The following is a 22926-nucleotide window of genomic DNA, read 5'->3' on the forward strand; positions in this document are numbered from 1 at the left end:
GGGTCTCAGGCGTCGATGCTGTCCATGTCGCCGTAGCGGGCACCGGCAACGGCGCCGCGCGGCACGGCGGCGTCGAGCGCCGCGAGGTCGTCCGGCCCGAGACGAACCTCGAGTGCGCCGACGTTCTCCTCCAGGTAGCGCACCCGCTTGGTCCCGGGGATCGGCACGACGTCGTCGCCCTGTGCCACCACCCAGGCGAGGGCGAGCTGTCCCGGTGTGCAGCCGCGCTCGTCGGCGAGCGCGCGGACCCGGTCGACCAGTACGAGATTGGTCCGCAGGTTCTCGCCGTTCGACCGGGGGAAGTACGCGGACCCCCGGCTGTCGCCGGCAGCGAACCCGGACGCGGGTACCGTCCCGGTGAGCACCCCCCGGCCCAGCGGTGAGTACGGAACCAGGCCGATGCCGAGTTCGCGCAGCGTCGGCAGGATCTCGTCCTCGATGTCGCGGGTGAACAGGGAATATTCGGTCTGCAGCGCCGTGATCGGGTGCACGGCGTGTGCGCGCCGGACGGTTGCCGCCGATGCCTCGGACAGACCGAGACGGCGGACCTTGCCGGAGGCGACGAGTTCGGCCATCGCACCGACCGTGTCCTCGATCGGCACGGTCCTGTCCACGCGATGCTGGTAGTAGAGGTCGATATGGTCGACGCCGAGCCGCTGCAGCGAGGCGTCGCACGCGGCCCGCACGTAGTCGGGGTGGCCGTTGATGCCGACACGGGTGCCGTCCGGGCGGCGTTCGTTGCCGAACTTGGTGGCGAGTTGCACCTCGTCGCGGCGACCGGCGATCGCCCGGCCGACGAGCCGCTCGTTGGTGAACGGACCGTACATGTCGGCGGTGTCGAGAAACGTGACGCCCAGGTCGAGGGCCCGGTGGATCGTGTCGACTCCCCCGGCCTCGTCGGGGGTGCCGTAGAACTCCGACATGCCCATGCAACCGAGACCGAGAGCCGAGACGGCGAGCGGTGCGGTGGCGCCGAGTGTGCGCTGGTGGATGCTCATGTCGTCCAGCCAACAGCCTGGAGTGCACTCCAGGTCAAGCCCCGGCCGCCCGCGCCGCGCGTTCGAGCCGGTCGGTGTAGATGCCGATCTTGTGGTCGATCGCACCCAGATGGGCGGTGACCTCGGCGAGCTGACGCAGCACCTCGAGCCGGTGCGCCTGTAGCAGCGCGAGCCGCTCGCTCTCGTTGCCGTCACCGGCGCGCACCAGATCGGCGTACCGCCGGACCTCGCGGATCGGCATACCGGTGGAGCGCAGTCGCGTCACCAGCTCGATCCAGCCGAGGTCGTGGTCCTGGTAGCGACGGTGGCCGCTGGCCGAACGCGGCACCGGCCGCAGGAGCAGACCGTCCCGCTCGTAGTACCGCAACGTCTCGATGGACAGTCCGAGCCGGTTCGCGGCGTCGGCGATGGAAATCCCGGTGACAGGCATGTCCCGAGTGTCACTCCTGGAGTGCACTCCGGGTCAAGTGGTCTCGTTCGGGGCGACGATGCCGGAGACGTCGGCATCGTCGCCTTCGTGACGGTGCCGGGCCTCGGTCACCTTGGCGAAGCCGCGGCCGATCCGTTCGACACCGGACGCGCCGACGCCGGCGGCCCGGTCCCCGAACGCCTTGGCGCTGCCGCCGATCGCCACGCCGAGCGCACCTCCGACGACACGGACGGGACTGGAGATCTCTTCGAGCGCCGCGGAGACGGCGGGGTCCTCGTCGTCGAGCCACCCGGCGGCGTCTGCCCGGCACGCCGCCCGGAAGTCGTCGAGATCCTGACGCAGATCGATCAGGTTCTTCACCGTGCGTGCCGACGACATCCGCCGTACCAGCTCGAGCGCACTGCCGTCGGCGGACCGTGCCAGGGCGCGGCGGGCACGGCGCAGCAGCTCGCCGTCGCGGGCGAAGTGGTCGGCGAGCAGGCCGCGGGCCTCCCCGATCGCTCCCGGCAGGGCTTCGGGATCGGTGGTGCGCAGGTGGTCCAGACGCAGCCGATGCCACAGGTTCACGCAGTCCTCGACGAGGACGAGCAGTTGCAGGGTCTCACCGAGCCGCTGCTCCGGATCGAGCGCGCCCGGTTCGGCGGCATCGGCGGCGTCCAGCACCGTCGCCGCGCGGGTGCGCAGCCGGGTGACGGCCGAGGCGAGCGGCGCACCCAGGCCGGCGATCGCGTCCCATTCCCGTGGCGGCAGCGCACCGGTCTGGTCGACGATCCCGACGGCCCGGGACAGCGCGTTGTGGTGGGCGACGACGTCGCCGAGTCCGGGGGCCCCGGCCAGTTCGAGGAGCTGCTCGACCGTGTCGGAGTCCGCCCCGGCCGGACCGGCGTACACCCGGGCCACCGCGGCCTCCACCGACGGGACGGCGCCTCGCAGGGCACGGACCACCGCGTCGAGCGACGACGAGTCGCGAGACTCCGCGCCGGGCGACGCGGCGCCGGCGGAATCGGGGTTCGGTTCGGTCATGACGTCCATGGTGCTACGTCCGGTTTCCGGGCGCACGCGGTACCCGGCAGTCCCACGTGCACACCCGGGCCGTCAGTTCGGGACGCGCACCCAGGCGTCCTCGAGCAGCGCGACGACGTCGATCTCCCGGCGGGCCCGGTACGCGCTCAGGACGCGGCGCGGGCGGGTCTCGTCGTCGACACCGATCGCGGCGGCGAGCGCCGCGGCGGTGCCGTCCTCCGGCACGATCTCCGGCGTCGAATGCCCCACCAGCGCCAGCGCCTTGCGCAGCGGGTCGGCGTTGTCGGCGACCGTGCGCAGCGGCACGACGTCGAAGTGGCCGTCCGGGTGGAACTCGAGGAAGACCTCGTTGTCCTCCTCGACACCGAGATCCTCGAGGAACCGGCGCACCGTGCCGAGCTGCGGGGTCGCACCCGACCACCGCATCACCTGCGTACCCAGACGGGATCCGAGCATCCGTTCTCCGCCCGGCGGGCACCCGACGATCGCCGCGACAGCCGACGGTACCGGGAAGTCGGCGCCCCGCAGGTGGTCACGGGTCGCGGTGATCCGCAGCCGCGACACGTCGCCGAGCCGGTACAGACGGCGTGTGCGGCGCGGCGACCGCACCCGGACGTGGTCGCGTACCCGGCGGCGCACGAGGCCGCCGGCGACCTCGAAATCACCGCTGTCCGCGAAGAGCAGGGCCGCGGCCCGGGAGACGGGGAACCGTGCGCTCAGCGCCTCGGCGAGGACGGCGGTGTCGGTGGACCCTCCCGCCGCGTCGACGATCCGGGCGATGCGGGCCCGGACCGCCCCCGGGACGTCGGTTTCCCATTGGACGAGGGACCACACTCCCGACTCGGTGACGGCGAACCGTTCGTCGTCCGCGATCTCGTCGATGACGGTCGCGGTGTCGTGGGTGGTGTCCATCCGGGTGACGAGGTCGGCCGCCGACATGGGGTCGCCGAGCACCTCGAGGACCTGCGCCGCGCGGTCGGCCAGACTGTCCTGGCGTGTGAGGACCCGGCCGTCGAACATCGGCAGTCCGCAGTGCTGCAGCCAGGCGGTGAGTTCACCGGCGGGCAGATTCCACAGCGTCGCGACGGCCGCGGGCTCGACGACCCCGTTCTCGGATTCGAACTCGGCGAGCAGGGCCCGCGTCTGCCTCTCCGCCTCGGGCAGGTTCGGCACCGCGACCCAGCCGTCCGCCACCTCGAAGCGGTCGTCGAGACGGTCCAGCACCTGTCGCAGCGGGACCCCGAGCCCCGGAACCTGCCGGGACAGGTCCGGAAACAGCGCCTCGATCCGGTCGAGCGAGGCGACCGGCCGCACCTGCACGCGTACCGCGGCGAGCAGGTCCCCGACGGCCGTGTCGTACGGGAACGTCGACGGGGCGGACAGGTCCGCGAGGTCGTCGCCGAGGACCCGTTGCCGCAGGTGCTGCCGGTCGGATTCGGGTAGGGCGGCGACATATCCGCCGAGTTCGGCGACCGGGTCCTGCGGGGCGGGCATCCGCAGGTCCTGCGCGGTGAGTGCCGTGATGCGCGCGGCGACCTCCTGGATCTCCTCGGGGGCGCCGTCCTCGAGGTGGATGCGCAGCAGCGGCCGGTCGCCGTGGCCCCGCAGCACCTGCCACCGGGCCAGCTCCGCGAGATCGGAGATCAGCAGGTCGAGCGCGGGTGTGTCCGATCCACCCGGGGCGCCCTCGGGCGCGCGGAGCACACCGGGATCCCGCAGGATCGCGACGACCATCGCCGCACACACGATCTCGTGGACGGTGCCGGGTCCGGCACCGCGCACCGCGAACAGGTCGGACGGGGTACGGGCGAACAACGCGGCCGTGGTCGCGACCCCCGGCAGGCGGTCGACGACCGTGGCCGCGGCCGTTCCGAGGTCCAGGGCGGCGACCGGTACGTCGATCGGGTCGGCGAGCCCGTCGGCGAGGGGCATGTCGGGGTGGTCGGTCACGTAGATGCGGGCGAGTGCCGCGCACACCGCGGGAACATCGGCCGACGCGGCCGTCTCGGCCGGCGACTGTTTCTCCCACCACCGGTCTCCCGGCGCCAGTTCGGACAACGCGGCGGCACGCCCGGACCCGTACCGGTCCAGCCAGGGCATCAGGTCGAGCCAGCGACGCTCCCCGAGTTCGTTGTCGGACAACGCGATGGACCACAGCGACACGACCGGGTGCTCCTCTTCGACGGCTCGGGGAAATACCACGCCCCCCGACCGCCACGGTCACCCGAGCGGCACCCCCTGGGAAAACTCTACCGGTGCGCCGACCGGTCTGGGCGCATCGACGGATCCTCGTCGTGGCCGGTGCCGGACGGGCCGGTCCGGCGCCGCCGATTCCACCGGATCCGCCGGCACCCGGCGGTACCGTTGATCATGCCGGGCATTCCACCGCGGTTCACCTCGGGTGAGGAGTTCCGAATGCGACGTCCACATCGAGCGTCCCGGGCGCTGTCCCTCCCGGCGCTGCTGGCAACGGTCCTCGTCGCGGTGTGTCTCCTGTCGGACGGCCCGGCGTCCGCGGATCCGGTGTCCGGGTTCCCGCTCCCCGTTCCGGCTCCGCCGCGGGTGACACTCGACGCGATCCTGCCTGCGCCGATCGTCGACGACCCGTTCTTCGACCCACCCGGCGATCTCGGCGCGTACGACCCGGGCACGGTGCTGCGGGAGCAACCCACGCGGATGCGTGCGCTGCCCGCGTCGGTCGTCCCGCACACCGCGCGCCGGTTCATGGTGCGCTCGACTGATTCGTCCGGTCGTCCGATCCCGGTGACGGCGACGCTCGTGCTGCCCGACACCCCGTGGCCGGCGGGGCCGCGGCCGGTCGTCGTCTACAACATGGCGATCGATTCGCTCGGCTCCCGCTGCACCCCGTCGTACCGCATGGTGCACGACGCCGTCGACATCGACGCACCGCCGATGCTGCCGATCCTGCTCGCCCACGGCTGGGCGGTGCTCGTCCCGGATCACCAGGGGCCGCACATGGCGTACGCCGCAGGTCCGATGGCCGGGCACGCCGTGCTGGACTCGGTGCGCGGGTTGCGCACCGTCGCACCCGAACTCGCGGGTGCTCCGCTCGCGATGACCGGATACAGCGGCGGCGCCATCGCGACGGGCTGGGCTGCCCAGCTGCAGCCGACCTATGCCCCTGACGTGCGGTTCGCCGGTGCCGCGGCCGGTGGGCTGCCCGCCGACCTGTCGCTGCTGCGGATCACGATGAACGGGCAGCTCGGCTCGGGGCTGTTCCTCGCGGCCACGGTCGGTCTGGCCCGCGAGTATCCGCAACTGCTGGCCTTGGCCGACCCGCTGACCGCTCAGCTCGCCACGACCCCGTTGAAGGACCAGTGCACGATCGCGCTCGCCGTCGGGGGGATCGCCATGGTTCCGGTCGAGGCGTTCACCACCGTGCCGGATCCCTTCGACGATCCGGGCGTCCGGCAGGTGCTCGACGCCAACCGGCTCGGCGGGCAGATCCCGCAGGCCCCGATGTACCTGTACCACGGGTCGTCGCAGGTCTTCCTCGGTGACGAGTTCATCCCGGAATCAGGAGTGCTTGCCCTGCAACGGCAATGGTGCGCCGGCGGAGCGAACGTGACCTATGTGCCGGTGTGGGGTGAGCACCTGACGGCCGCGATCGCGGGTGCACCCGGGATGCTGGACTGGATCGCCGACCGGCTCGCCGGTGTGCCGGCACCGCAGGGGTGCCCGTGAGACTGCGACCGCTCAGGACGCCGCGGTGTCGGAATCCTGGGTGTCCTGCGCGGCGGGCCTCAGCCGCAGCAGCACCAGGCCCGCCACGAACGCGACGATCAACGACGCGACGGCACCGTTGACGTGCAGGGCGTTGACCGCGACCGCGGCCCCGACGACACCTGCCAGCAGTGCACACCACAGCAACGCCTTGGCGAGGACCACACCCATGACCACGCACCTTCCGCAAGGCCCCAATCCGACAATCGACCATAGTGTCACCTGTCACAACTGCCGCGACACCCGGTCCGGCGTGTCAGAAAATCCGCATTCCGCAGGCTCCCCCACCGGCCCCTCCGGTCCGTAGGCTCGGAGCGGACATCGACGACGGAGAGGCGACACGTGAACTTCGAACACGTCCGTGTGCGGGATGTGACGCTGCGCGACGGACTGCAACTGACCGGCAAGCTCCTGCCGACCGAACGCAAGGTGCGTCTCGTCCGGTCCCTGCTGGACGCGGGTGTCCCCGAACTCGAGATCGGTTCGCTCGCACGCCCGGATCTGGTCCCGCCGATGGCCAACACCCTCGAACTGATCTCGGCGCTCACCGAGGAGGAACTCGACCGCTGCTGGGTGTGGGTCGCCACGCCCCGGCACGTGGAGAAGGCGATCGCGGCCGGCGCCCGGCACTTCCAGTACTGCTTCTCGGTGTCCGACGCCCACAACAACGCGAACATCGGCCGCGACACCGAGACCAGCGTCGCCGCGATGCCCGCGGCCGTCGACCTGGCCCACGCCGCCGGCGGCAGCATCCAGTTGTGTCTGGCCACATCGTTCACGTGCCCGTTCGACGGCCCCGTCGATCCCGACCGGGTACTGGACATCGCGTGCGATCCGCGTACCGACGGCGCGGCCGACATCGTGCTCGCCGACACCCTCGGGCAGGCCGTGCCCGGCCAGGTCGCCGCCCTGGTCTCCCGCGTGCACACCGAATCCCCCGGCCGCCGCATCGTCTACCACGGCCACGACACGTGGGGGCTGGGCGTCGCGAACAGCCTCGCCGCGGTGTCCGCCGGGGCGAGCGTCGTCGACGGCGCCCTCGCCGGGCTCGGCGGGTGCCCGTTCGCGCCCGGCGCGAGCGGCAACACCGCCACCGAGGACCTGCTGTTCGCGACCCGCCCACAGTGGCTGTCGCCGGACGTGTTCGCCGATCTGGTGCGGCTCGGCGAGGACCTCGTGGCCGAACTGGACGAGCCGAACCGGGCGCGGGCCACGCAGGGCGCGCGTTCCGAGGCCGCGGCCTTCGAATGGGTGCTGCGCTCGTGACGGGAGCACCGACGTGCGGATCCTGATCGCGCCGGACAGCTTCAAGGGCACCTACCGGGCGGCCGAGGTCGCCGAGGCCGTCGCGTCCGGCGCCGAGTCCGCAGGGCACGAGGCCGTCCGGCTGCCCGTCGCCGACGGCGGCGAAGGCACCCTCGACGCCCTGACCGGACCGCTGCGCCTGGACCACGTCACCGTCGAGACGGTCAACCCGTGGCGCGTCCCGTGCCCCGGCGTGCTCGGGCTGGCACCGGACGGCACCGCCGTCGTCGAACTCGCCACCGCGAGCGGGATCACCACCGCCCACAACGGTTTCCGCGATCCCGTCACCGCCGACACCTACGGCACCGGGCTGCTCATGGCGGAGGCGGCGCGGCGCGGTGCGGCGTGGATCGTCGTCGCGGCCGGCGGTTCGGCGACCACCGACGGCGGCCTCGGGGCCATCGCCGCGATCGACTCGTCCGGCGGCCTGCGCGGTGCGTCGGTCACCGTTCTGACCGACGTCACCACCCGGTACGTCGATGCGGCACGGGTGTTCGGACCGCAGAAGGGCGCCGACCCCGCCACCGTGGATCTGCTCACACAACGGCTCGACGCGACCGCGACGGCTCTGCCCCGCGACCCGCGGTGCGTCGACGGCACCGGCGCGGCCGGCGGATTCTCCGGCGGCATGTGGGCCAGGTACTGCGCCGAACTGCGCTCGGGCGCCGAATTCGTGCTCGACGCACTCGAATTCGACCGGAAGCTCACAACCGCCGACCTGGTGGTCGTCGGCGAGGGACGCCTCGACGGGCAGAGCCGGGCCGGAAAGATCGTCTCGGCGATCCTCGACCGGACCGGTTCGGTACCGGTGGTCGCGGTCGTCGGATCGGTCGGCGACGACCTCGGCGACTACCGCGACCGGTTCGCCGGCATCGTCGTCGCGACGGATGCGGATGCGATGCGCGCGGCGGGAGCGCGGCTGGGTCGCTGACCCGCGGCCGGATCTCCTAAGGGCACGGCTGCGGTGCCGGAGCGGGAGCCGGTGCGGGTCCCGGATCCGGATCCGAGACACGGACCGGCCAGGACGCGGGACGGACCTGCGGTGCGCCGGGGGCCTCCGACGTGCACGGCACCGGCGCCGGAACCCCGCCGTCCGTCGGCGCGGGCGGCGCCGAGGTCGGGACGGGCCGTTCGTCGAACACGACGGTCGGTTCGGCCTGCCGGGATTCGCCGGCACCACCGATCGCGACCGCGAGACCGGTTCCGAGAATCGCGAGCAGCGCGACCAGCGACGCCACCAGCGCGGCGATCCGTCCGCGGCCGCGGCTTCCCCCGGCCACCGGTGGCGGCGCGTCCCGGCGTGCCGCCACCAGAGCCGCGCCGGTCGCCCGGTGCCAGGGCACACCGTGCGGGGTCACGAACGGAACACCGAGCACAGCGGCCAGTTCGCGGGCGAGCCCGGCGTCGCCGGGGCGCAGGTCGAGGAACACCAGGGCCTGCGGCGACCGGCCGGCGCGGGCGATCGCCTCGTCCATCGCGTCCGGAAGCAGATCTGCGTATCCCGTCAGATCGTCGCCGTCCGGGGTCACCGCCGCGGGTACGGTCCCGGCGGGAACGTCCACGACCGAGACGGTCTCGGCTCCCGCGCTGCGGGTGTGCAGGGCCAGTACCGGGGTTGCGGCCAGTTCGGGGGCGTTGGCGAGGTACGCGATGCGGGCCGCGTCCACATCGACGGCCGTCACCTCCACGGACGCCGCCTCCCGGACCGCATCGGCGACTTCGGCGTCGGCCACCAGACCGATCCGGCCGATGGTCAGCCCCGCACGTTCGGCGCGTTCGGTCATGGCGGCGACGGCGCCGACCGTCGCGGTGGCCGTCTCACCGGTATCGGACGCGGCCCACCGCTGCGAATCGAACGGTCCGAGCGCCGGGACGTCCGCGTCGACGAGTACGGCGCTGATCTCACCGTCGTCCACCGCGACACCGAGAACCGCACGCATGTCATCCCCCTCGCCGGTTCGGACTGACGGACAACCGAGCGTAACCGACGCGACCGTCAGTGCGGGTAACAGCCGACCTCGAGTCCGAGCACGGTCGACACCCCGGCACCGAACGTGACCGACGAGCCGTCGGACGCGACCCGCCGTTCGTCGAAGAGCGGGGCCAGCCGCGGCACCAGCTCGTGCTGGTGGAATCCCGCGCGGGCGGCGGCGCGGTCGAACACGTCGATGGCACGCTGCACGTCGCTCGGCACGCTGTGGTCGGACAGAAGCAACGGAAGGTGGGCAACCCAGCCCGTGCTGCCGTCCGGCATCTCACATCCCGCATTCAGTCGCGCGCGGCTGGGTCCGAAAACCAGTTCGGGGAACTCCGCCGACAGCGCATCGGCGATCTCGCGCTGCACCCGCAGGTAATGCTCGACGGCCCCATCGATGGTCGGCGCGACCGGTTCCGGGACGGCGCGGAACTCGGGACCGGATGCGCAGCCGGTGGCCGCCGCGAGCAACACCGCCACCGACAGCAGACGCCGGGCCCTCATCGCACCGCCTGACCGGCGAGCCCCGCAACGACCAGCGCGACGTTGTACGAGCTCATCGTCCCCGGATTCAGATAGGCGCTGTGGCCGGTCGAGCCACTGTGCGGCGTGCCGGAACCGTCGATCCCGGCGTCCGACGACAGCCGGGTCAGGCCGTCGAGAAAGCTGGGGTCGCCGCCGAACGTGCCGGCGTCCGCGACCGGGTCACGGTCGGCCTCGACCAGGAACGCCGATCCCGGCGGCAGGCCCAGGTCGTCGACGTCGTCGGTGCCGATGCCCGGTGCACCCAGGAACACCGCGGCATCGGCGGGGGCGCCCTGCGCCAACGCCAAGCCCGTGACGAGCGCACCGTAGGAATGCCCGATCGCGGTCACGTTCGGATTGCCTTCGCGCGCATCGAGACTCGACAGGAAGCCGCTCAGCTGGGGCGCGGCGCGCGTCGCCGCGAGATCGGACACCGGGCTGTGTTCGGTGACGGCGAGCCCCCAACCCCACTGGGGGGCCTGGTAGTTCAGCCAGGTCACCGCAGCGACCGAACCCTCGACGCCGGCCGAGCCCAGCCCGCGCTCGGCCTGCGCCCGTACCTCCGCGATCTGTTCGTCGTAGCCGGCGAGATTGCCCTGCACGGTCGACCCGGCTCCCGGGGTGAAGACCGCGATGTGATCGGCGGTGTCGACGTCGCCGACCGCGACCGCGGCCATGGCCTCGCGCCCGGTCAGGTCGAGGGTCAGCAAATACCGGTCGTCGCGCGCGAGGACCTCACCGATGGCATCGAGTGCGGCGATCTTGTTGCGGGTCTGCTCGAGGCCGGCGTCGGCATTGCTGAACAGTCCACCGAAGATGTTGCCGTCGAGTTCGGTGGCCAGTTGCGCGGCGACCCGTTCGAGCCGGACCCGTTCGCTCTCGAGCAGGGCACGATTCGCACGGTCCCGGTCGGCGGCGGGAACGCCGTCGAGTCCCCCGATCTCCCCCGGCCGGGTGGTGAGCAGATTCTCGCGTGCCTGCTCTCCGAGCATGTCCCACCAGCGGGTCACCTCACGTGGGTCGGTGCCCGGACCGGGCACCGGAACGATCGCCGGGCCCTGGGTGTGCAGTCCACCGAACGATGTTGCCCGGGAACCCGCTTCACCCGTGAGCTCGGCCAGTACCGTCGCGGCCTCACGGTCGAGTGCGTCGGCGGACTCGAGAATCGCGACGACACGCAGGCGGAACTGCTCGGATTCGGCGGAACCGGCGGGGGTGACGGTACCGTCCGGCCCGATCGTCAACCCCAGTTCCGCGGCCCCGCGCACCGTTTCGTCGAACCGGTCGCGCAGCAGCCGTAGCCGCGGCGCGCAGTCCGACGCACACCGGCCGGCCCGCCGATACGAATCCGCGTGATCGACAATGCGTCTGCCGGTCCGCGCGATATTGCCGACGGCAGCGTCGGACGCATTCCCGATCCATGACCCGCCCACGGCGCCGACCGCGACGACGTCGGTCCCGACGGTCTCGATCCGCCCGGCGAACCCCCCGAGTGCGCCGCCGAACCGCTCGAGCGCGTCCGGATCCCATTGCTGTAGTTGTCGGATGTCCATCCGCAATCACCCCCCGGCTCGTCACAGTAGAGGAGTGCGACGACAACCGGCCCGCGACGAGTGTCGCGGGCCGGTCGGCTGTGGATGGATCGTGCGGTTGTGGAAAACGGTGTTTCCACAACGGTCGTCACACGTCGGCGATTGCCTCGAGCGGGGGTGTCTTGGCCGCCCGGACACCCGGCCACAGGGCGGCCAGGACACCGACGACACCGGATCCGATCAGCATGGCCAGCACCTGCCCCCACGGAACGGTGATCTCCCCGAGCCCCTGATCGGCCAGGGTGCGGACGAAGCCCCACCCGAAGACCAGGCCGAGCACCAATCCGATCACGGCGCCGAAGACGGCGATGAGCAGCGACTCGAGGTAGATGGTGCGGCGCACCTGGGCGCGCTGCATACCGACCGCGCGCAGCATGCCGATCTCCCGACGTCGTTCCACCACCGACAGCGCCAGCGTGTTGACGATGCCGAGGATCGCGATGACGACGGCGAGCGCCAGCAGGCCGTAGAGGACGGCGAGCAGCGTGTCGATCTGCGCCGCCTGCTGACCCTTGAACTGTTCGCGGTCGAGTACCTGCACCACGACGAACTGCTTGGTCGCGTCCTCGAGACCGGTACGGATCGTCTCGGGGTCGCTGCCGTCGGCGGTGTTGAGCAGCACCACCATCGGGGCGCGGGAGGCCGCCGGGACGAACTCGTCGAGCAGCTGCGACGACAGCACCCACGGGCCGACCACCTGGTTGTCCTCGTAGATGCCGGCGACCGTCACGTCGATCGTGGAGCCGTCCCGATTGGTGAGCGGGATCGTCGACCCCACCTGCAGGGAGTGCGTGTCGGCGGTGTCCGTGGAGACCAGCATTCCGCTGTCGCCGACCTCCTCCGACCCGGCCGTCATGTCGAGGGCGAGCACGTCCCCGGCCGACCCGGACAATGCGGTACCGAACTCGTCGACGTCGCCGACCTTCGCCTGCACGCCGTACACACCGACGGCCTCGGTCACCCCGGCGACGCCGGCTGCCGCGGTCTCCGCACCCGCCGGAACTCCCATCATCTGTGGGCCCATGAGCATGAACTCGGATTTGACGCCGGTGTCGACGAGCGTGTTCACGCTGGACTTGGCGGACGCGCCGAACACGGCGATGACCGAGACCAGCATGAGGCCGAGGGTCAGGGCGAACGCCGTGGCCGCGGTGCGCCGCGGGTTCCGCGCGGCGTTGGTGCGGGCGAGCCGGCCGACCGCGCCGAACGGCCGGGCGAAGACCGCTCCCAGTGCGCCGACGATCGGCCGCGACAGGGCGGGTGCGGCGAGGAGCACCGCGAAGATCAGCGCGAGCGCACCCACGCCGACGGTCGCGGCGGCGCCGCCGCCCGTGCCCTGCGCACCGACCACGACGAGCACGGCACCGGCGACCGCGGCGACCGCACCGACGAGGGTGCGCACCCGCAGCGACTCGACCGTGGCGGTGGATTCCTCACGCATCGCCGCGACCGGCGGCACCTTGGTGGCGCGGCGCGCCGGGGCGTACGCGCTGACGACGGTGACGATGACGCCGACGAGCAGCGCGATGATCACCGTGCGCGGCGCGAGCTGCAGAGGACCGGCGGGCAGGCCGATGTCGGCCGCGCCGAGCGCGGCACGCAGCCCGTAGGCCAGGGCCACACCCGCAGCGATACCCAGGGCGCTGCCGACGATGCCGACCACCAGTGCCTCGAGGGTCACGGAACGGCCGACCTGCTGGCGGCTGGCGCCGATGGCACGCAGCAGTGCCAGTTCGCGCAGGCGCTGGGCGACGATCATCGAGAAGGTGTTGTAGATGATGAACGTGCCGACCAGCAGCGCGATCGCGCCGAACGCGAGCAGGAAGTAGTTGAGGAAGCTCAGCGCCTGCTCGACATCGGACTTGACGTCCTCGGTGACTTCGGCACCGGTCTGCACCTTCATGTCCGGCACGGCGGCGGCGATCTCGTCGCGCAGCTCGTCCGGAGACACGCTGCCGTCGGAGGCGACGTCCAGATACTGCACGTACCGGCCGTCGGTGAACAGGGTGCGGGCCTGCTCCTCGGTGAACAGCGCGCCGACGTAGCCGCCGGTGTCGCTGTCGACGTCGTAGATGCCGCTGATCGTGACGGGCTGGATGCCGTGGGAAGCGGTGAGGATCTTCGTCGTGTCACCGACGGCGAGGTTGCCTCGCTCCGCGGCACTCGAGTTCAGCGCGATCTGGCCGTCCGCGGTGGGCGGACCGCCCGCCACGAACGTCTCCGGGTCGCCGAGCATGCGGTCCGGCGGGAGGTAGGCGTGTCCTTCGGCGGGGGCGCCCCCGGTCTGGATCGCGGCACCCTCCGAGTCGAGGACGATGACACCGCCGCCGAACGAGGGCACCACGGTCTGCACGCCCGGCACGGCTGTGACCACATCGAGGTCCTCGACCGGGACGCCGCTGGCGCCGGCCCGTTCGGGGCTCACGCGTACATCGACTCCCTTGGCGACGTCGGCGAAGATGTCGTCGAACGTGCGCTGCAGGGTGTCGGTGAACACGAACGAGCCGGTGACGAACGCGGTGCCGAGCACCACGGACAGCACCGTCAGCAGCAGCCGGACCTTGTGCGCGGCGATGTTGCGCAGGGCAACCTTGGTGATGGGATTCGAACTCATCGTCAGGTGTCCCCTACTCCGCCACGGGCACGGTGGTCGTGTCGAACCGCTTCATCCGGTCGAGCACGGCGTCCGCGGTCGGATTGCGCAGTTCGTCGACGATGCTGCCGTCGGCGAGGAACACCACGCGGTCCGCGTAGCTCGCCGCGGTGGGATCGTGGGTGACGATGACGACGGTCTGCCCGAACTCGTCGACGGAGGCCCGCAGGATCGACAGGACCTCGCTCGACGACCGCGAGTCCAGGTTGCCGGTCGGTTCGTCGCCGAAGATGATGTCGGGCCGGCCGGCGAGTGCGCGAGCGCAGGCCACGCGCTGCTGCTGACCGCCGGACAGCTCGCCCGGACGGTGGCCGAGGCGCTCCCCGAGACCGAGCCGGGACACCACGGTGTCGAGCCACTCCCGATCGACCTTGCGGCCGGCGATGTCGAGCGGCAGCGTGATGTTCTCGAGCGCGGTGAGCGTCGGCACCAGGTTGAACGCCTGGAACACAAAGCCGATGCGGTCGCGGCGCAGCTGCGTCATCTGCTTGTCGGACAGCGACGTCAGGTCGGTGTCGCCGATGAGCACGGACCCGGCGGTCGCGCTGTCGAGACCGGCCAGGCAGTGCATGAGCGTCGATTTGCCCGAACCGGACGGGCCCATGATGGCGGTGAACTCCCCCGCCGCGAAATCGGCGGTCACCCCGGCGAGGGCGTGCACGGCGGTCTCGCCGGTTCCGTAGATCTTCTTCAGGTCGATGGCGCGGGCGGCTGCGGCGCTGTGGGATGACATGGGCTCCATCTTTGCCGGTCCCGCGTCCGGGCACCATCGGGGACCACCCTGATCCTCGTCCCCGGGTGCCCGGACGGGGTCAGCTCCAGCGGGCCTGGCCTCCGTCGAGCGGGACGGTGGCGCCGGTGAGATAGCGCGCGCCGTCGCTGACGATCCACGCGACCGCACGTCCGATGTCCTCCTCGCACTCGCCGATGCGGCGCAGCGGAATGGTCGCGACGAACTCGGCGGCCTCTTCCGGCCGGTTCTCGGTCCACCATTTCAGTCCGGGCGAGAGGGCGTGCGGAGACACGGCGTTGACGCGGATGTTGTCGGGACCCCATTCGGAGGCGGCGGTGCGGGTCAGCGACCGCAACGCCTCCTTGACGGAGGCGTAGGCGCCGTAGCCGCTCGTGTCCCACCGGACCGCCGCGGAGGTCACCAGGTTCACGATGTTGCCGCCCCCGCGTTCCTTCATGATCGGATACACGGCCTGCATCGCGTGCAGTGCGGCGATCGGACCGGACCCGTAGGCCTTGGCCATCAGCTCCGGGGTGAGCTCGAGCAGCGGCCCGAGCGGGTTGAGGCTGGCGTTGTTGACGAGGATGTCGACTCCGCCGAACACCTCGACGGTCCGGTCGATCGCGGCCGTGATCTGCGCGGTGTCCGCGATGTCGCACACGATCGGCTCGGCGGTGCCGCCGAACGCGCGGATCTGCTCGACGGTGTCGGTGAGCTTGGATTCGGTGCGGCCGGACACGGCGATCGAGGCGCCCTCACGGGCCAGCGCGAACGCTATCCCCTGCCCCACGCCCTGTCCGGCGCCGGTGATGAACGCGACCTTGCCTTCGAGTGTGCCCATTGACGACCCTTCCGTGCTGTTGCGTGCCGGGTATTGCTGCGTGCCGCCCGGAATGCAAACAGATCGCTCGGGCACCGGACAGCCGCGGTCCCGGTGATCGGGTCGCTGCTCCCCGGACCTGGACCGATCCTGCTCGCCGGGATCGCCTAGGCTCGGGTGCCGAGGCCGTACCACCCGGGTCGGCGCCCACCGGGAGGACACGATGACCGACCACGACACCCACGACGGACCGATCCGCGTCGACGGCGAACTCGCCGTGGCGACCGAGGAACGGCAGCAGCTGATCGACCTGAGCACCCGGGCACTGGCGGAACTGCTCGGCAGTGCACCGGAGACCGACGAGGACGGCGACATCGTGATCCCCGTCCACGGGTTCGGGGTGTTCGTCACCGTCTCCGACGAATCGCCGGAGCTGCACGTGTGGTCGTCGCTGCTCAGCGAGGTCGGCAGCCGGGACAACACGGCCGAGCTGGTCGCGGAGCTGTCCGAGGAATGGCCCCGCCTGCGCTTCAGCCTCCAGCAGGGGCATCTGCTGGTGTCGACGATCCTCGACGCCGATCCGTTCACCCCACAGCACCTGGTGAACCTGATCGGTGAGATCCACGATCTCACCCACGAGCTGGACGACGACTTCGCGTCCCGGTTCGGCGGCGTCCTCGACTGCGACGCCGACGACGACTCGTACGCGGGCGAATGCGGTGGGGGCGGCTGCGGCGACGGCTGCACGTGCGGCCACGGCGACGAACTGGGCACCTCCATCCCGGTCGGAGAACCCGAAGCGTAGGTCGCCCCGGCGTTACGCTGGAGCACATGCGGATAGGCGCACACGTCCGGCAGGACGACGATCCGATCGGTCAGGGTGAACGTCTCGGCGCGGACCTGGTGCAGGTCTTCCTGTCCGACCCGCAGAAGTGGGACACGCCGGGAACGCACCCGCGCGCCGAGCAGATCCTCGCGTCCGACATCGATGTGGTGGTGCACTCGCCCTACGTCATCAACGTCGCGAGCCTGAACAACAGGCTGCGGATGCCGTCGCGCAAGGCGGTCGCCGAACACGCGTCCGCGGCGGCCGCGATCGGCGCGCTCGGTCTGGTCGTGCACGGCGGGCACGTCCGCGACGGCGAGAACGTGGCAGCCGGTGTGGAGAACTGGCGGAAGCTGTTCGAACGGCAGGAGGACAAGGGCGGTTTCGCGGTGCCGATCCTCGTCGAGAACACCGCCGGCGGTGATTTCGCGATGGCCCGCTACGTCGATGCGATCGGCCGGTTGTGGGATGCCATCGGCGGCTACGGTGCCGGGTTCTGTCTCGACACCTGCCACGCATGGGCGGCCGGCGAAGACCTGGTCGACGTCGTGGAGCGGGTGCGCGCGGTCACCGGGCGAATCGACCTGGTGCACCTGAACAACTCGCGCGACGAGTTCGATTCGGCCCGGGACCGGCACGCGAACCTCGCCGACGGGCAGATCGACCGGGAGCTGCTCGCCGAGGTGGCCGCTGCCGCCGGCGCCCCGATCGTCCTGGAGACACCCGCGGACGGGATGGCCGACGACATCGCCTACCTGCGGGAGCGGTTGGGCCGGTCCAGTTCCCCCGTGAGATAACGCTGCAGGGTCGGGCCGACGATACCGACCACACTGTCGGCGGGCAGTGACGCGAGGGGTTCGAGCCGCAGCAGGTAGCGGGTGACCATCAACCCCGCCATCTGTGACGCGACGAGTTCGACGCGCAGCGGTCCGGTGCCCGCCGGGTGATCCACGCGGGGGACGATTTCGTCGAAGACGATGTCCAGCAGGAATGTCCGCAGCAGCCCGATGTCGCCGCTCCCGCCGAGGACCGTGCGGAACACCGCGACGATGGCGTCGCGGTGCGGCGAATCCCAGACACCGAGCAGCGCGGACGCCAGCCGCGGCCCGATCTCGTCGACAGGTCCGTCCCGGACGGGTGCGAGGACGTCGTAGGGGTCGACGGGCAACGCGATGGACGCGGCGAACAGGGCGTGTTTGCTGCCGAAGTAGTGGTGCACCAGCGCGGCGTCCACTTCGGCGCGGGCGGCGATCGAGCGGATGGTAGTCTCGCCGAAACCGTTGGTGGCGAACAGTTCTCGCGCCGATTCCAGAATCCGCTCGCGGCTGCCGGAGTTGCCCGGCCGACGGCCCGGGCGCGTCCCGGTCACGGTGTCCGCCGACGCAGTGTCGCCGCCCCGAGCGACAGTGCAGCGACCACGAAGGCGACGACGACCACCAGGTCACGCAGCATCACGGCGGTGATCCCGGGATGGGCGGCGACCTGCTGCAGGGCCTCCACCGCGTAACTCAGGGGCAGCACGTTGCTGATCCACTGCAGCCAGTCGGGGAGCTGATCGCGCGGCACGAGCAGACCGCACAGCAGCAACTGGGGGATGACGATCACCGGCATGAACTGCACGGCCTGGAACTCGGTGCGGGCGAACGCGCTGCACAGCAGGCCCAGGGAGACTCCGAGCACGGCGTCGAGCACCGCGATGAGAATGACCCACCCGACGTTTCCCAGGGTGGCCAGACCCAGCAGCCCGAAGGACACGAGACACGCCAGACCGGCCTGCACGGCCGCCGCGAGGGAGAACGCGCTGCCGTACCCGGCGAGCAGATCGAACTTCGTCAGCGGTGTGGTGAGCAGTCGTTCGAGGGTGCCCGACGAGCGTTCGCGCTGCATCGCGATGGACGTGACGAGGAACATCACCACGAACGGCAGGATCCCGAGCATCGTGATCGCGATGCGGTCGAACAGGGACGGACCCACCGGCGGCGCCGGCACGTTCCGGTAGATGAAGAACAGCAGGATCATCAGCAGGCTCGGTACGAGCACGATCATCGCGACGGTGCGATGATCGGACCGCAACTGCCGCAGGATCCGCGTCGTCGTCGCGGCGTAGATGGTGGCGTTCACGACGCGCCTCCCGTTCCGGCCCGGATCAACCTGAGAAATGCGTCCTCGAGCTGGGGTTCGCCGGTCTGTTCGCGCAGCTCGCCGGGAGTGAGCTGCGCGAGCACCCGGCCCTCGCGCATCAGCAGCAGACGTGCGCAGCGGTCCGCCTCGTCCATGACGTGGCTCGAGATCACCAGCGTGACGCCCCGGTCGGCCAGGGTGTGGAAGTGTTCCCACAGTTCCACGCGCAGAACGGGATCGAGGCCGACGGTGGGTTCGTCCAGGACGAGCAGTTCCGGCTCGCCCACCAGAGCGCACGCCAGCGACACCCGCCCGAGCTGACCGCCGGACAGGTTGCCTGCGTGTTGTTTCGTGTGGCTGCCCAGTCCGACGGCCGCGATGGTGTCGCGGACGACGGAGCCCGATTTCCCGTACAGGGCGGCGAAGTGGGCGACGTTCTCGGCGACGGTCAGATCGAGGTAGACGCTCGGCGCCTGGGTCACGTAACCGACCCGCCGACGCAGGCTCGCCTCTCCGGCGGGCCGGTCCAGGACGGTGACGGTGCCGGATTCGACGATCTGGGTGCCGACGATGCACCGCATCAGCGTGGTCTTCCCGCAACCGGACGGCCCGAGCAGTCCGGTGATCGAGCCTCTGGGGATCGTGACCGTTACGCCCTCGAGGGCGCGGTGCGGGCCGCGGCGGACGTTCAGGTCACGGATGTCCACGGCAGGAGTGGAGTCGTTCATGAGGGACTCTATTCATCGAGTGATGAAATCATCGTCTGTTGAATTGTGCACCCTAACTCCGGCGACCGTCAACCCTCGGGCGCGGTCAGGGCACGAGGACGTACCGGCCGCGTACCCCCCCGCCCGGCCACGGCGCGATACGCGTCGGCCGCGCGGTCCAGCGGCAACACGGCATGCTCCCGCCGGTCGCCGTCCGGGTGAGCAGCTCGGCCGGGCGCGGGCCGGCTTCTGCGGGAATTAGGTACTCGAAGGTGCCTGACGAACCGAGCGGGAGCACTTCGACGCACACGTGACGGACCCGCCAATCCCCGGCTCTCGCGGGTCACAGCCGTAACATCGATCCCATGAACCACCGCCGCATCGCCGTCGTCGCCGTTGCCGCTGCTACCGTCCTGACCGTCGCGGGGTGCGCCGACTCCCAGAGCCCCGCTCCGCCCGCGTCGGCCGGCACGACAGCCGCCATCACCACAACCGAGCCTGCGGTCTCGGAGAACCTCCCGGTCGACGCGACCGACAAGACTTCCCCGGCGGAGCCCGGCTCGAAGCTCACCGTCACCGACATCCGCACGGGCGTCCACGACGGCTTCGACCGTGTGGTCTACGAGCTCGGCGGCACCGGGGCCCCCGGCTGGCGCGTCGGCTACGTCGACCGCGCCGTGCAGGACGGGAGCGGCACCGACGTGCAGGTCGCGGGCGGTGCGATCCTCCAAGTGCTCATCGACGGCTCGGCGTACCCGTTCGACAGCGGCGTCGACCAGTATTCGGGTCCCCAACCGGTGCTCGCGGCGCCCGGCGGCTCGGTCGTCGAGGTCAACGGAGCGGGCGTGTTCGAGGGTGTCACCCAGTCGTTCATCGGCATCACCGAGCCCGGCACGGCATTCTCGGTCTACGCGCTGACCGGCCCGACCCGGCTGGTGATCGACGTGGCGCGCTGACCAGGGGTCCTTACAGCGTTCGTCGTGAATGATGCGGTACTGACCGCGTCGACCGCGGTCAGTACCGCATCGCGTGCAGAAGCGCGCCGGCCGCCAGGACGAAGAGCAGCGACAACGGTAGCGCCACCGCCGACACGACGGACCCCACGCCGAGATGGCGCGCACGACCCGGGATGATGCAGCACCCCAGGCCGAACACGAGCGGAAAGACCATTGCGATCCACCCGAATTCGCGTGGAACCCAGAACGGCACGGTCGCCTGCACCACGATCCCGGCGACCACACCGATCAGGCTCGCCGGGCCGAACACTCGCCCGGGCACAACCCGGGCCTCGTCGGCGACCACTACCGCACCACCAGGATCACGCCGCCGTACACCGCGACCAGCGATCCCACCGCGACCCCCAGCGCGACCCCCGCGCGGATCCGCGACGTGGTCCGCATCAGCACCGCCCAGGTGAGCGGTACCAGAATTACCGCGAGAACCACCAACGCCGCGAGCAGCTCGGGCTCCTCCGCATCGTCCATCCGGAACGCCTCGAAGGCGAAGATGGCCACAGCGCTCGCGAACGCGACCGTGATCGGCACCGTCACCGTCGCCACGCCCCAGAACAGCCCGTCGGCGGCAACGCGGGGTTTCAACACCGATCCGATCCCGGCCATCCGTTTCACGACCCACCCCTGCCTGCCGACGGGACGCTCACTTCCCAGAGCGCCATGGACGGCACAGCATCGAAACGCTGTGTGGCCGAAGAGTAATCACCGAGGATGTGATGGAACGGTAGGTTGCCCACTGGGCCCCACTTCGAGCCGCTGTCGGCCGGGTCGATGTAGATCTGCTGCGTACCGCCGGATTCTGAATCTTGATAGATCTCCAAAGACGGATAGTCCCCGATCTGCGCGGCAACACCGACGCCGTCCGGGCCAGGAGAGAGAACGATGTCCCCATTCACGGTATAAAAGGTCGCCAGTGTCTCCGAATCGAGGGGAGGCAGCGCATTCTCCGCCTCGTACTGAAGGCGCACCGACCCGTCCGAGAGTTGCTGTACGTTCACCTCCGGAACGCCGACCCCCACTTCACCCGCCACCCCGACAGAGGGGTTCTGGCGCGCAATCACCAGACCGTTCTCGTAGTCCACATACAGCGAAACCCTCGTCCGTTCCGGATCGAACGTCTGATCCTCGCCACGGTCGTCACCGAGATCGTTGTGAGGGAAGTTGACGACCTCACCCGCCGGAATGTAGAGGCCCATCCTGACGATTCCCTGCCCCGGGACCGGCTCGATACGACCGACGACCACCTCGGCCCGGACGCCCTGGTTCTTGTCGAGATAACTGGTGGGATCGAGTGCCACAGCGGTGCGCCAGTCGACCGCGCCCGCGGGTCGCCTTCCGAACATCGCCTCGAATGCGACCGAGGCAGCGGTCAATCGTCCAGGTGTCGAAGCAATTGCATCCCGTAGATCCGAAGGCACGCCCTGCGGACTGTTCAGGGAGAGCTCGACACCGAATGCCTCCAACGCAGCCGCGAGCTTCTCGTCGAACATCCGGACTCCTGCAACGGCGTTACGGATCCGTTCCGCGAAGTAGTCTGCGAGTTCATCCTGACGATCCCGAAGCCCACCCTCTTCAGCCGGTTTGCGAGTGAGCGCCCATTCTTCGGTGACGACGAACAGTTCCTCGGTCTCGACTACCACGCGGCGAAGGAACCCCAACACGGACTCGAGTTCCCGCGCACCCTCGTTGTACGCATCGACAATCGCCTGAATCGTTCTCCCAAGGCGACGAACCTCGTCGTACTCGTCGTCCGCTCTGCGTGCTGCTGCATCGAAGGCAATTCCGGACCAGTCCGGAGCCATTCCATCAACGTCGTTACGCATGGTTTCGACAACATCGACTATGGACCGGCGAAACCCGTCCAGGTTGGAAGCCGTCACGGTCAGATCCGACGGCCGCCACAGTTCGACCTGGGATCGCATGGGCGTCACCGAAGATTACCCACTGCAACAAGTTTCGCCGCGAAAGCACCGTCAGCAATACGGTAATCGCCCGCCGAGCCCCGCGCGACGCCCGACATGTACGCGATCCGGTCTGCCGCAGCAACTGAGGCTGTGTTCAGAAGTTCGGTCACTGCCGCACTCGCCTGCGCGACGCGACATCCAGGAAATCGCACAACCGAATCTCCGGACCCGAGGACCGCCGAAAGATCTTCGATTACCTCTACCGCCGAATCGAGCAATTTGGACAGCCGTTCAAGTTCGCCCGGGTTCACCCGGAAGAGTTCGACGTCACTGCCCGGCCCGGAGTTCACCGAACCCGGCGCTCGACCCGCCGGCGGTATCCCCGCCACTTCTTCCAGGTAGTCGTCGACGAATACAGCAGATTCGTCCGGAACAGCACTGGTCACGTTTCGAAATCCCCCCGATCAGCGAACGACGTTGCTCACGTCCGTCCGGCTCCCCCTCCGGCGGGGCGACATTATCACTGCCGTGGAGCACTCGAGCGACATGCCGCGGGT

General features: G+C 70.4%; 24 protein-coding genes. 6 read left to right on the top strand and 18 right to left on the bottom strand.

From position 1 onward, the window contains the following. Nucleotides 1-5: 5 nt before the first annotated feature. The 4 genes from A8G15_RS08140 to A8G15_RS08155 form a co-directional block, all read right to left on the bottom strand. Nucleotides 6-998 carry an aldo/keto reductase gene (locus A8G15_RS08140; protein ID WP_068157658.1) on the bottom strand — a complete coding sequence of 331 codons (993 nt, stop codon included), beginning with the start codon at nucleotides 996-998 and terminating at the stop codon, nucleotides 6-8. A gap of 34 nt (nucleotides 999-1032) precedes the next feature. Continuing rightward, entirely contained in the window at nucleotides 1033-1428 is a 396-nt protein-coding gene (locus tag A8G15_RS08145; protein WP_068157667.1) for a MerR family transcriptional regulator, read from the bottom strand. Nucleotides 1429-1461: 33 nt separating this feature from the next. Beyond that, entirely contained in the window at nucleotides 1462-2451 is a 990-nt protein-coding gene (locus tag A8G15_RS08150) for a hypothetical protein (protein ID WP_245687756.1), read from the bottom strand. 72 nt (nucleotides 2452-2523) lie between these two features. Continuing rightward, nucleotides 2524-4614 carry a hypothetical protein gene (locus tag A8G15_RS08155; protein ID WP_068157669.1) on the bottom strand — a complete coding sequence of 697 codons (2091 nt, stop codon included), beginning with the start codon at nucleotides 4612-4614 and terminating at the stop codon, nucleotides 2524-2526. 252 nt (nucleotides 4615-4866) lie between these two features. Between A8G15_RS08155 and A8G15_RS08160 the strand changes: the two genes are divergently transcribed. Continuing rightward, nucleotides 4867-6156: a lipase family protein gene (locus tag A8G15_RS08160; RefSeq protein ID WP_082899748.1), complete on the top strand. Its 1290-nt coding sequence runs from the start codon at nucleotides 4867-4869 to the stop codon at nucleotides 6154-6156. A gap of 12 nt (nucleotides 6157-6168) precedes the next feature. Here the strand turns inward: A8G15_RS08160 and A8G15_RS08165 are convergent, their stop codons facing one another. After that, nucleotides 6169-6360 carry a hypothetical protein gene (locus tag A8G15_RS08165; protein WP_082899749.1) on the bottom strand — a complete coding sequence of 64 codons (192 nt, stop codon included), beginning with the start codon at nucleotides 6358-6360 and terminating at the stop codon, nucleotides 6169-6171. A gap of 177 nt (nucleotides 6361-6537) precedes the next feature. Between A8G15_RS08165 and A8G15_RS08170 the strand changes: the two genes are divergently transcribed. Beyond that, nucleotides 6538-7461 (top strand): beta/alpha barrel domain-containing protein, encoded by a 924-nt coding sequence (locus tag A8G15_RS08170; RefSeq protein WP_068157676.1) that lies wholly within the window; start codon nucleotides 6538-6540, stop codon nucleotides 7459-7461. A 13-nt stretch (nucleotides 7462-7474) separates the two neighbouring features. After that, nucleotides 7475-8431 carry a glycerate kinase gene (locus A8G15_RS08175; protein ID WP_068157679.1) on the top strand — a complete coding sequence of 319 codons (957 nt, stop codon included), beginning with the start codon at nucleotides 7475-7477 and terminating at the stop codon, nucleotides 8429-8431. A gap of 16 nt (nucleotides 8432-8447) precedes the next feature. Here the strand turns inward: A8G15_RS08175 and A8G15_RS08180 are convergent, their stop codons facing one another. The 6 genes from A8G15_RS08180 to A8G15_RS08205 all read right to left on the bottom strand — a co-directional run bounded on the left by A8G15_RS08180 (nucleotide 8448) and on the right by A8G15_RS08205 (nucleotide 15819). Next, on the bottom strand, nucleotides 8448-9440 hold the full coding sequence (locus A8G15_RS08180) for a hypothetical protein (protein ID WP_068157682.1): 993 nt from the start codon (nucleotides 9438-9440) through the stop codon (nucleotides 8448-8450). 56 nt (nucleotides 9441-9496) lie between these two features. Continuing rightward, on the bottom strand, nucleotides 9497-9979 hold the full coding sequence (locus A8G15_RS08185; protein WP_068157685.1) for an LppA family lipoprotein: 483 nt from the start codon (nucleotides 9977-9979) through the stop codon (nucleotides 9497-9499). Further along, nucleotides 9976-11553, bottom strand: coding sequence for an alpha/beta hydrolase (locus A8G15_RS08190; RefSeq protein WP_068157687.1), 1578 nt, complete (start codon nucleotides 11551-11553; stop codon nucleotides 9976-9978). Before A8G15_RS08190 ends, A8G15_RS08185 begins: the two co-directional genes overlap by 4 nt. Before the next feature lie 127 nt (nucleotides 11554-11680). Next, nucleotides 11681-14206 carry an ABC transporter permease gene (locus A8G15_RS08195; RefSeq protein ID WP_068157690.1) on the bottom strand — a complete coding sequence of 842 codons (2526 nt, stop codon included), beginning with the start codon at nucleotides 14204-14206 and terminating at the stop codon, nucleotides 11681-11683. Nucleotides 14207-14219: 13 nt separating this feature from the next. Further along, nucleotides 14220-14978 carry an ABC transporter ATP-binding protein gene (locus A8G15_RS08200; protein WP_068157793.1) on the bottom strand — a complete coding sequence of 253 codons (759 nt, stop codon included), beginning with the start codon at nucleotides 14976-14978 and terminating at the stop codon, nucleotides 14220-14222. Nucleotides 14979-15057: 79 nt separating this feature from the next. Continuing rightward, nucleotides 15058-15819: an SDR family NAD(P)-dependent oxidoreductase gene (locus A8G15_RS08205; RefSeq protein WP_068157693.1), complete on the bottom strand. Its 762-nt coding sequence runs from the start codon at nucleotides 15817-15819 to the stop codon at nucleotides 15058-15060. Nucleotides 15820-16021: 202 nt separating this feature from the next. Here A8G15_RS08205 and A8G15_RS08210 point away from each other — a divergent pair, with 202 nt between their 5' ends. Together A8G15_RS08210 and A8G15_RS08215 are read left to right on the top strand one after the other, a co-directional pair. Next, entirely contained in the window at nucleotides 16022-16603 is a 582-nt protein-coding gene (locus A8G15_RS08210) for a T3SS (YopN, CesT) and YbjN peptide-binding chaperone 1 (RefSeq protein ID WP_068157696.1), read from the top strand. 26 nt (nucleotides 16604-16629) lie between these two features. Beyond that, nucleotides 16630-17421: a deoxyribonuclease IV gene (locus A8G15_RS08215; protein WP_068157700.1), complete on the top strand. Its 792-nt coding sequence runs from the start codon at nucleotides 16630-16632 to the stop codon at nucleotides 17419-17421. Here A8G15_RS08215 and A8G15_RS08220 read toward each other — a convergent pair. Genes A8G15_RS08220 through A8G15_RS08230 form a run of 3 tightly spaced genes read right to left on the bottom strand, consistent with a single transcriptional unit; the run spans nucleotide 17376 to nucleotide 19473 of the window. Continuing rightward, nucleotides 17376-17993 (bottom strand): TetR/AcrR family transcriptional regulator, encoded by a 618-nt coding sequence (locus A8G15_RS08220; protein ID WP_068157704.1) that lies wholly within the window; start codon nucleotides 17991-17993, stop codon nucleotides 17376-17378. The genes A8G15_RS08215 and A8G15_RS08220 overlap by 46 nt on opposite strands. Beyond that, nucleotides 17990-18745 (bottom strand): ABC transporter permease, encoded by a 756-nt coding sequence (locus tag A8G15_RS08225; protein WP_068157707.1) that lies wholly within the window; start codon nucleotides 18743-18745, stop codon nucleotides 17990-17992. The genes A8G15_RS08220 and A8G15_RS08225 overlap by 4 nt, the downstream gene beginning before the upstream one ends. Beyond that, the gene (locus A8G15_RS08230; protein WP_068157710.1) at nucleotides 18742-19473 is read right to left on the bottom strand and encodes an ABC transporter ATP-binding protein; all 732 of its coding nucleotides are present in this window, start codon (nucleotides 19471-19473) and stop codon (nucleotides 18742-18744) included. The genes A8G15_RS08225 and A8G15_RS08230 overlap by 4 nt, the downstream gene beginning before the upstream one ends. A 344-nt stretch (nucleotides 19474-19817) precedes the next feature. On the opposite strand from A8G15_RS08230, the gene A8G15_RS08235 reads away from it, so the two are divergent. Continuing rightward, the gene (locus A8G15_RS08235; RefSeq protein WP_068157713.1) at nucleotides 19818-20408 is read left to right on the top strand and encodes an AMIN-like domain-containing (lipo)protein; all 591 of its coding nucleotides are present in this window, start codon (nucleotides 19818-19820) and stop codon (nucleotides 20406-20408) included. Between the two features lie 58 nt (nucleotides 20409-20466). Here A8G15_RS08235 and A8G15_RS08240 read toward each other — a convergent pair whose 3' ends face one another. The 4 genes from A8G15_RS08240 to A8G15_RS30515 are packed head-to-tail and all read right to left on the bottom strand — an operon-like array spanning nucleotide 20467 to nucleotide 22815. Then, nucleotides 20467-20754, bottom strand: coding sequence for a hypothetical protein (locus tag A8G15_RS08240; protein WP_068157715.1), 288 nt, complete (start codon nucleotides 20752-20754; stop codon nucleotides 20467-20469). Continuing rightward, nucleotides 20754-21053: a hypothetical protein gene (locus tag A8G15_RS08245; RefSeq protein ID WP_156665303.1), complete on the bottom strand. Its 300-nt coding sequence runs from the start codon at nucleotides 21051-21053 to the stop codon at nucleotides 20754-20756. Before A8G15_RS08245 ends, A8G15_RS08240 begins: the two co-directional genes overlap by 1 nt. A gap of 23 nt (nucleotides 21054-21076) precedes the next feature. Then, a complete protein-coding gene (locus A8G15_RS08250) occupies nucleotides 21077-22387 on the bottom strand; it encodes a hypothetical protein (RefSeq protein WP_156665304.1) in 1311 nt (436 codons plus the stop codon). A gap of 5 nt (nucleotides 22388-22392) precedes the next feature. After that, entirely contained in the window at nucleotides 22393-22815 is a 423-nt protein-coding gene (locus tag A8G15_RS30515; protein ID WP_156665305.1) for a hypothetical protein, read from the bottom strand. Nucleotides 22816-22926: the final 111 nt, after the last annotated feature.

It is taken from the genome of Rhodococcus phenolicus (genome assembly GCF_001646785.1).
Lineage (GTDB): Bacteria > Actinomycetota > Actinomycetes > Mycobacteriales > Mycobacteriaceae > Rhodococcus > Rhodococcus phenolicus.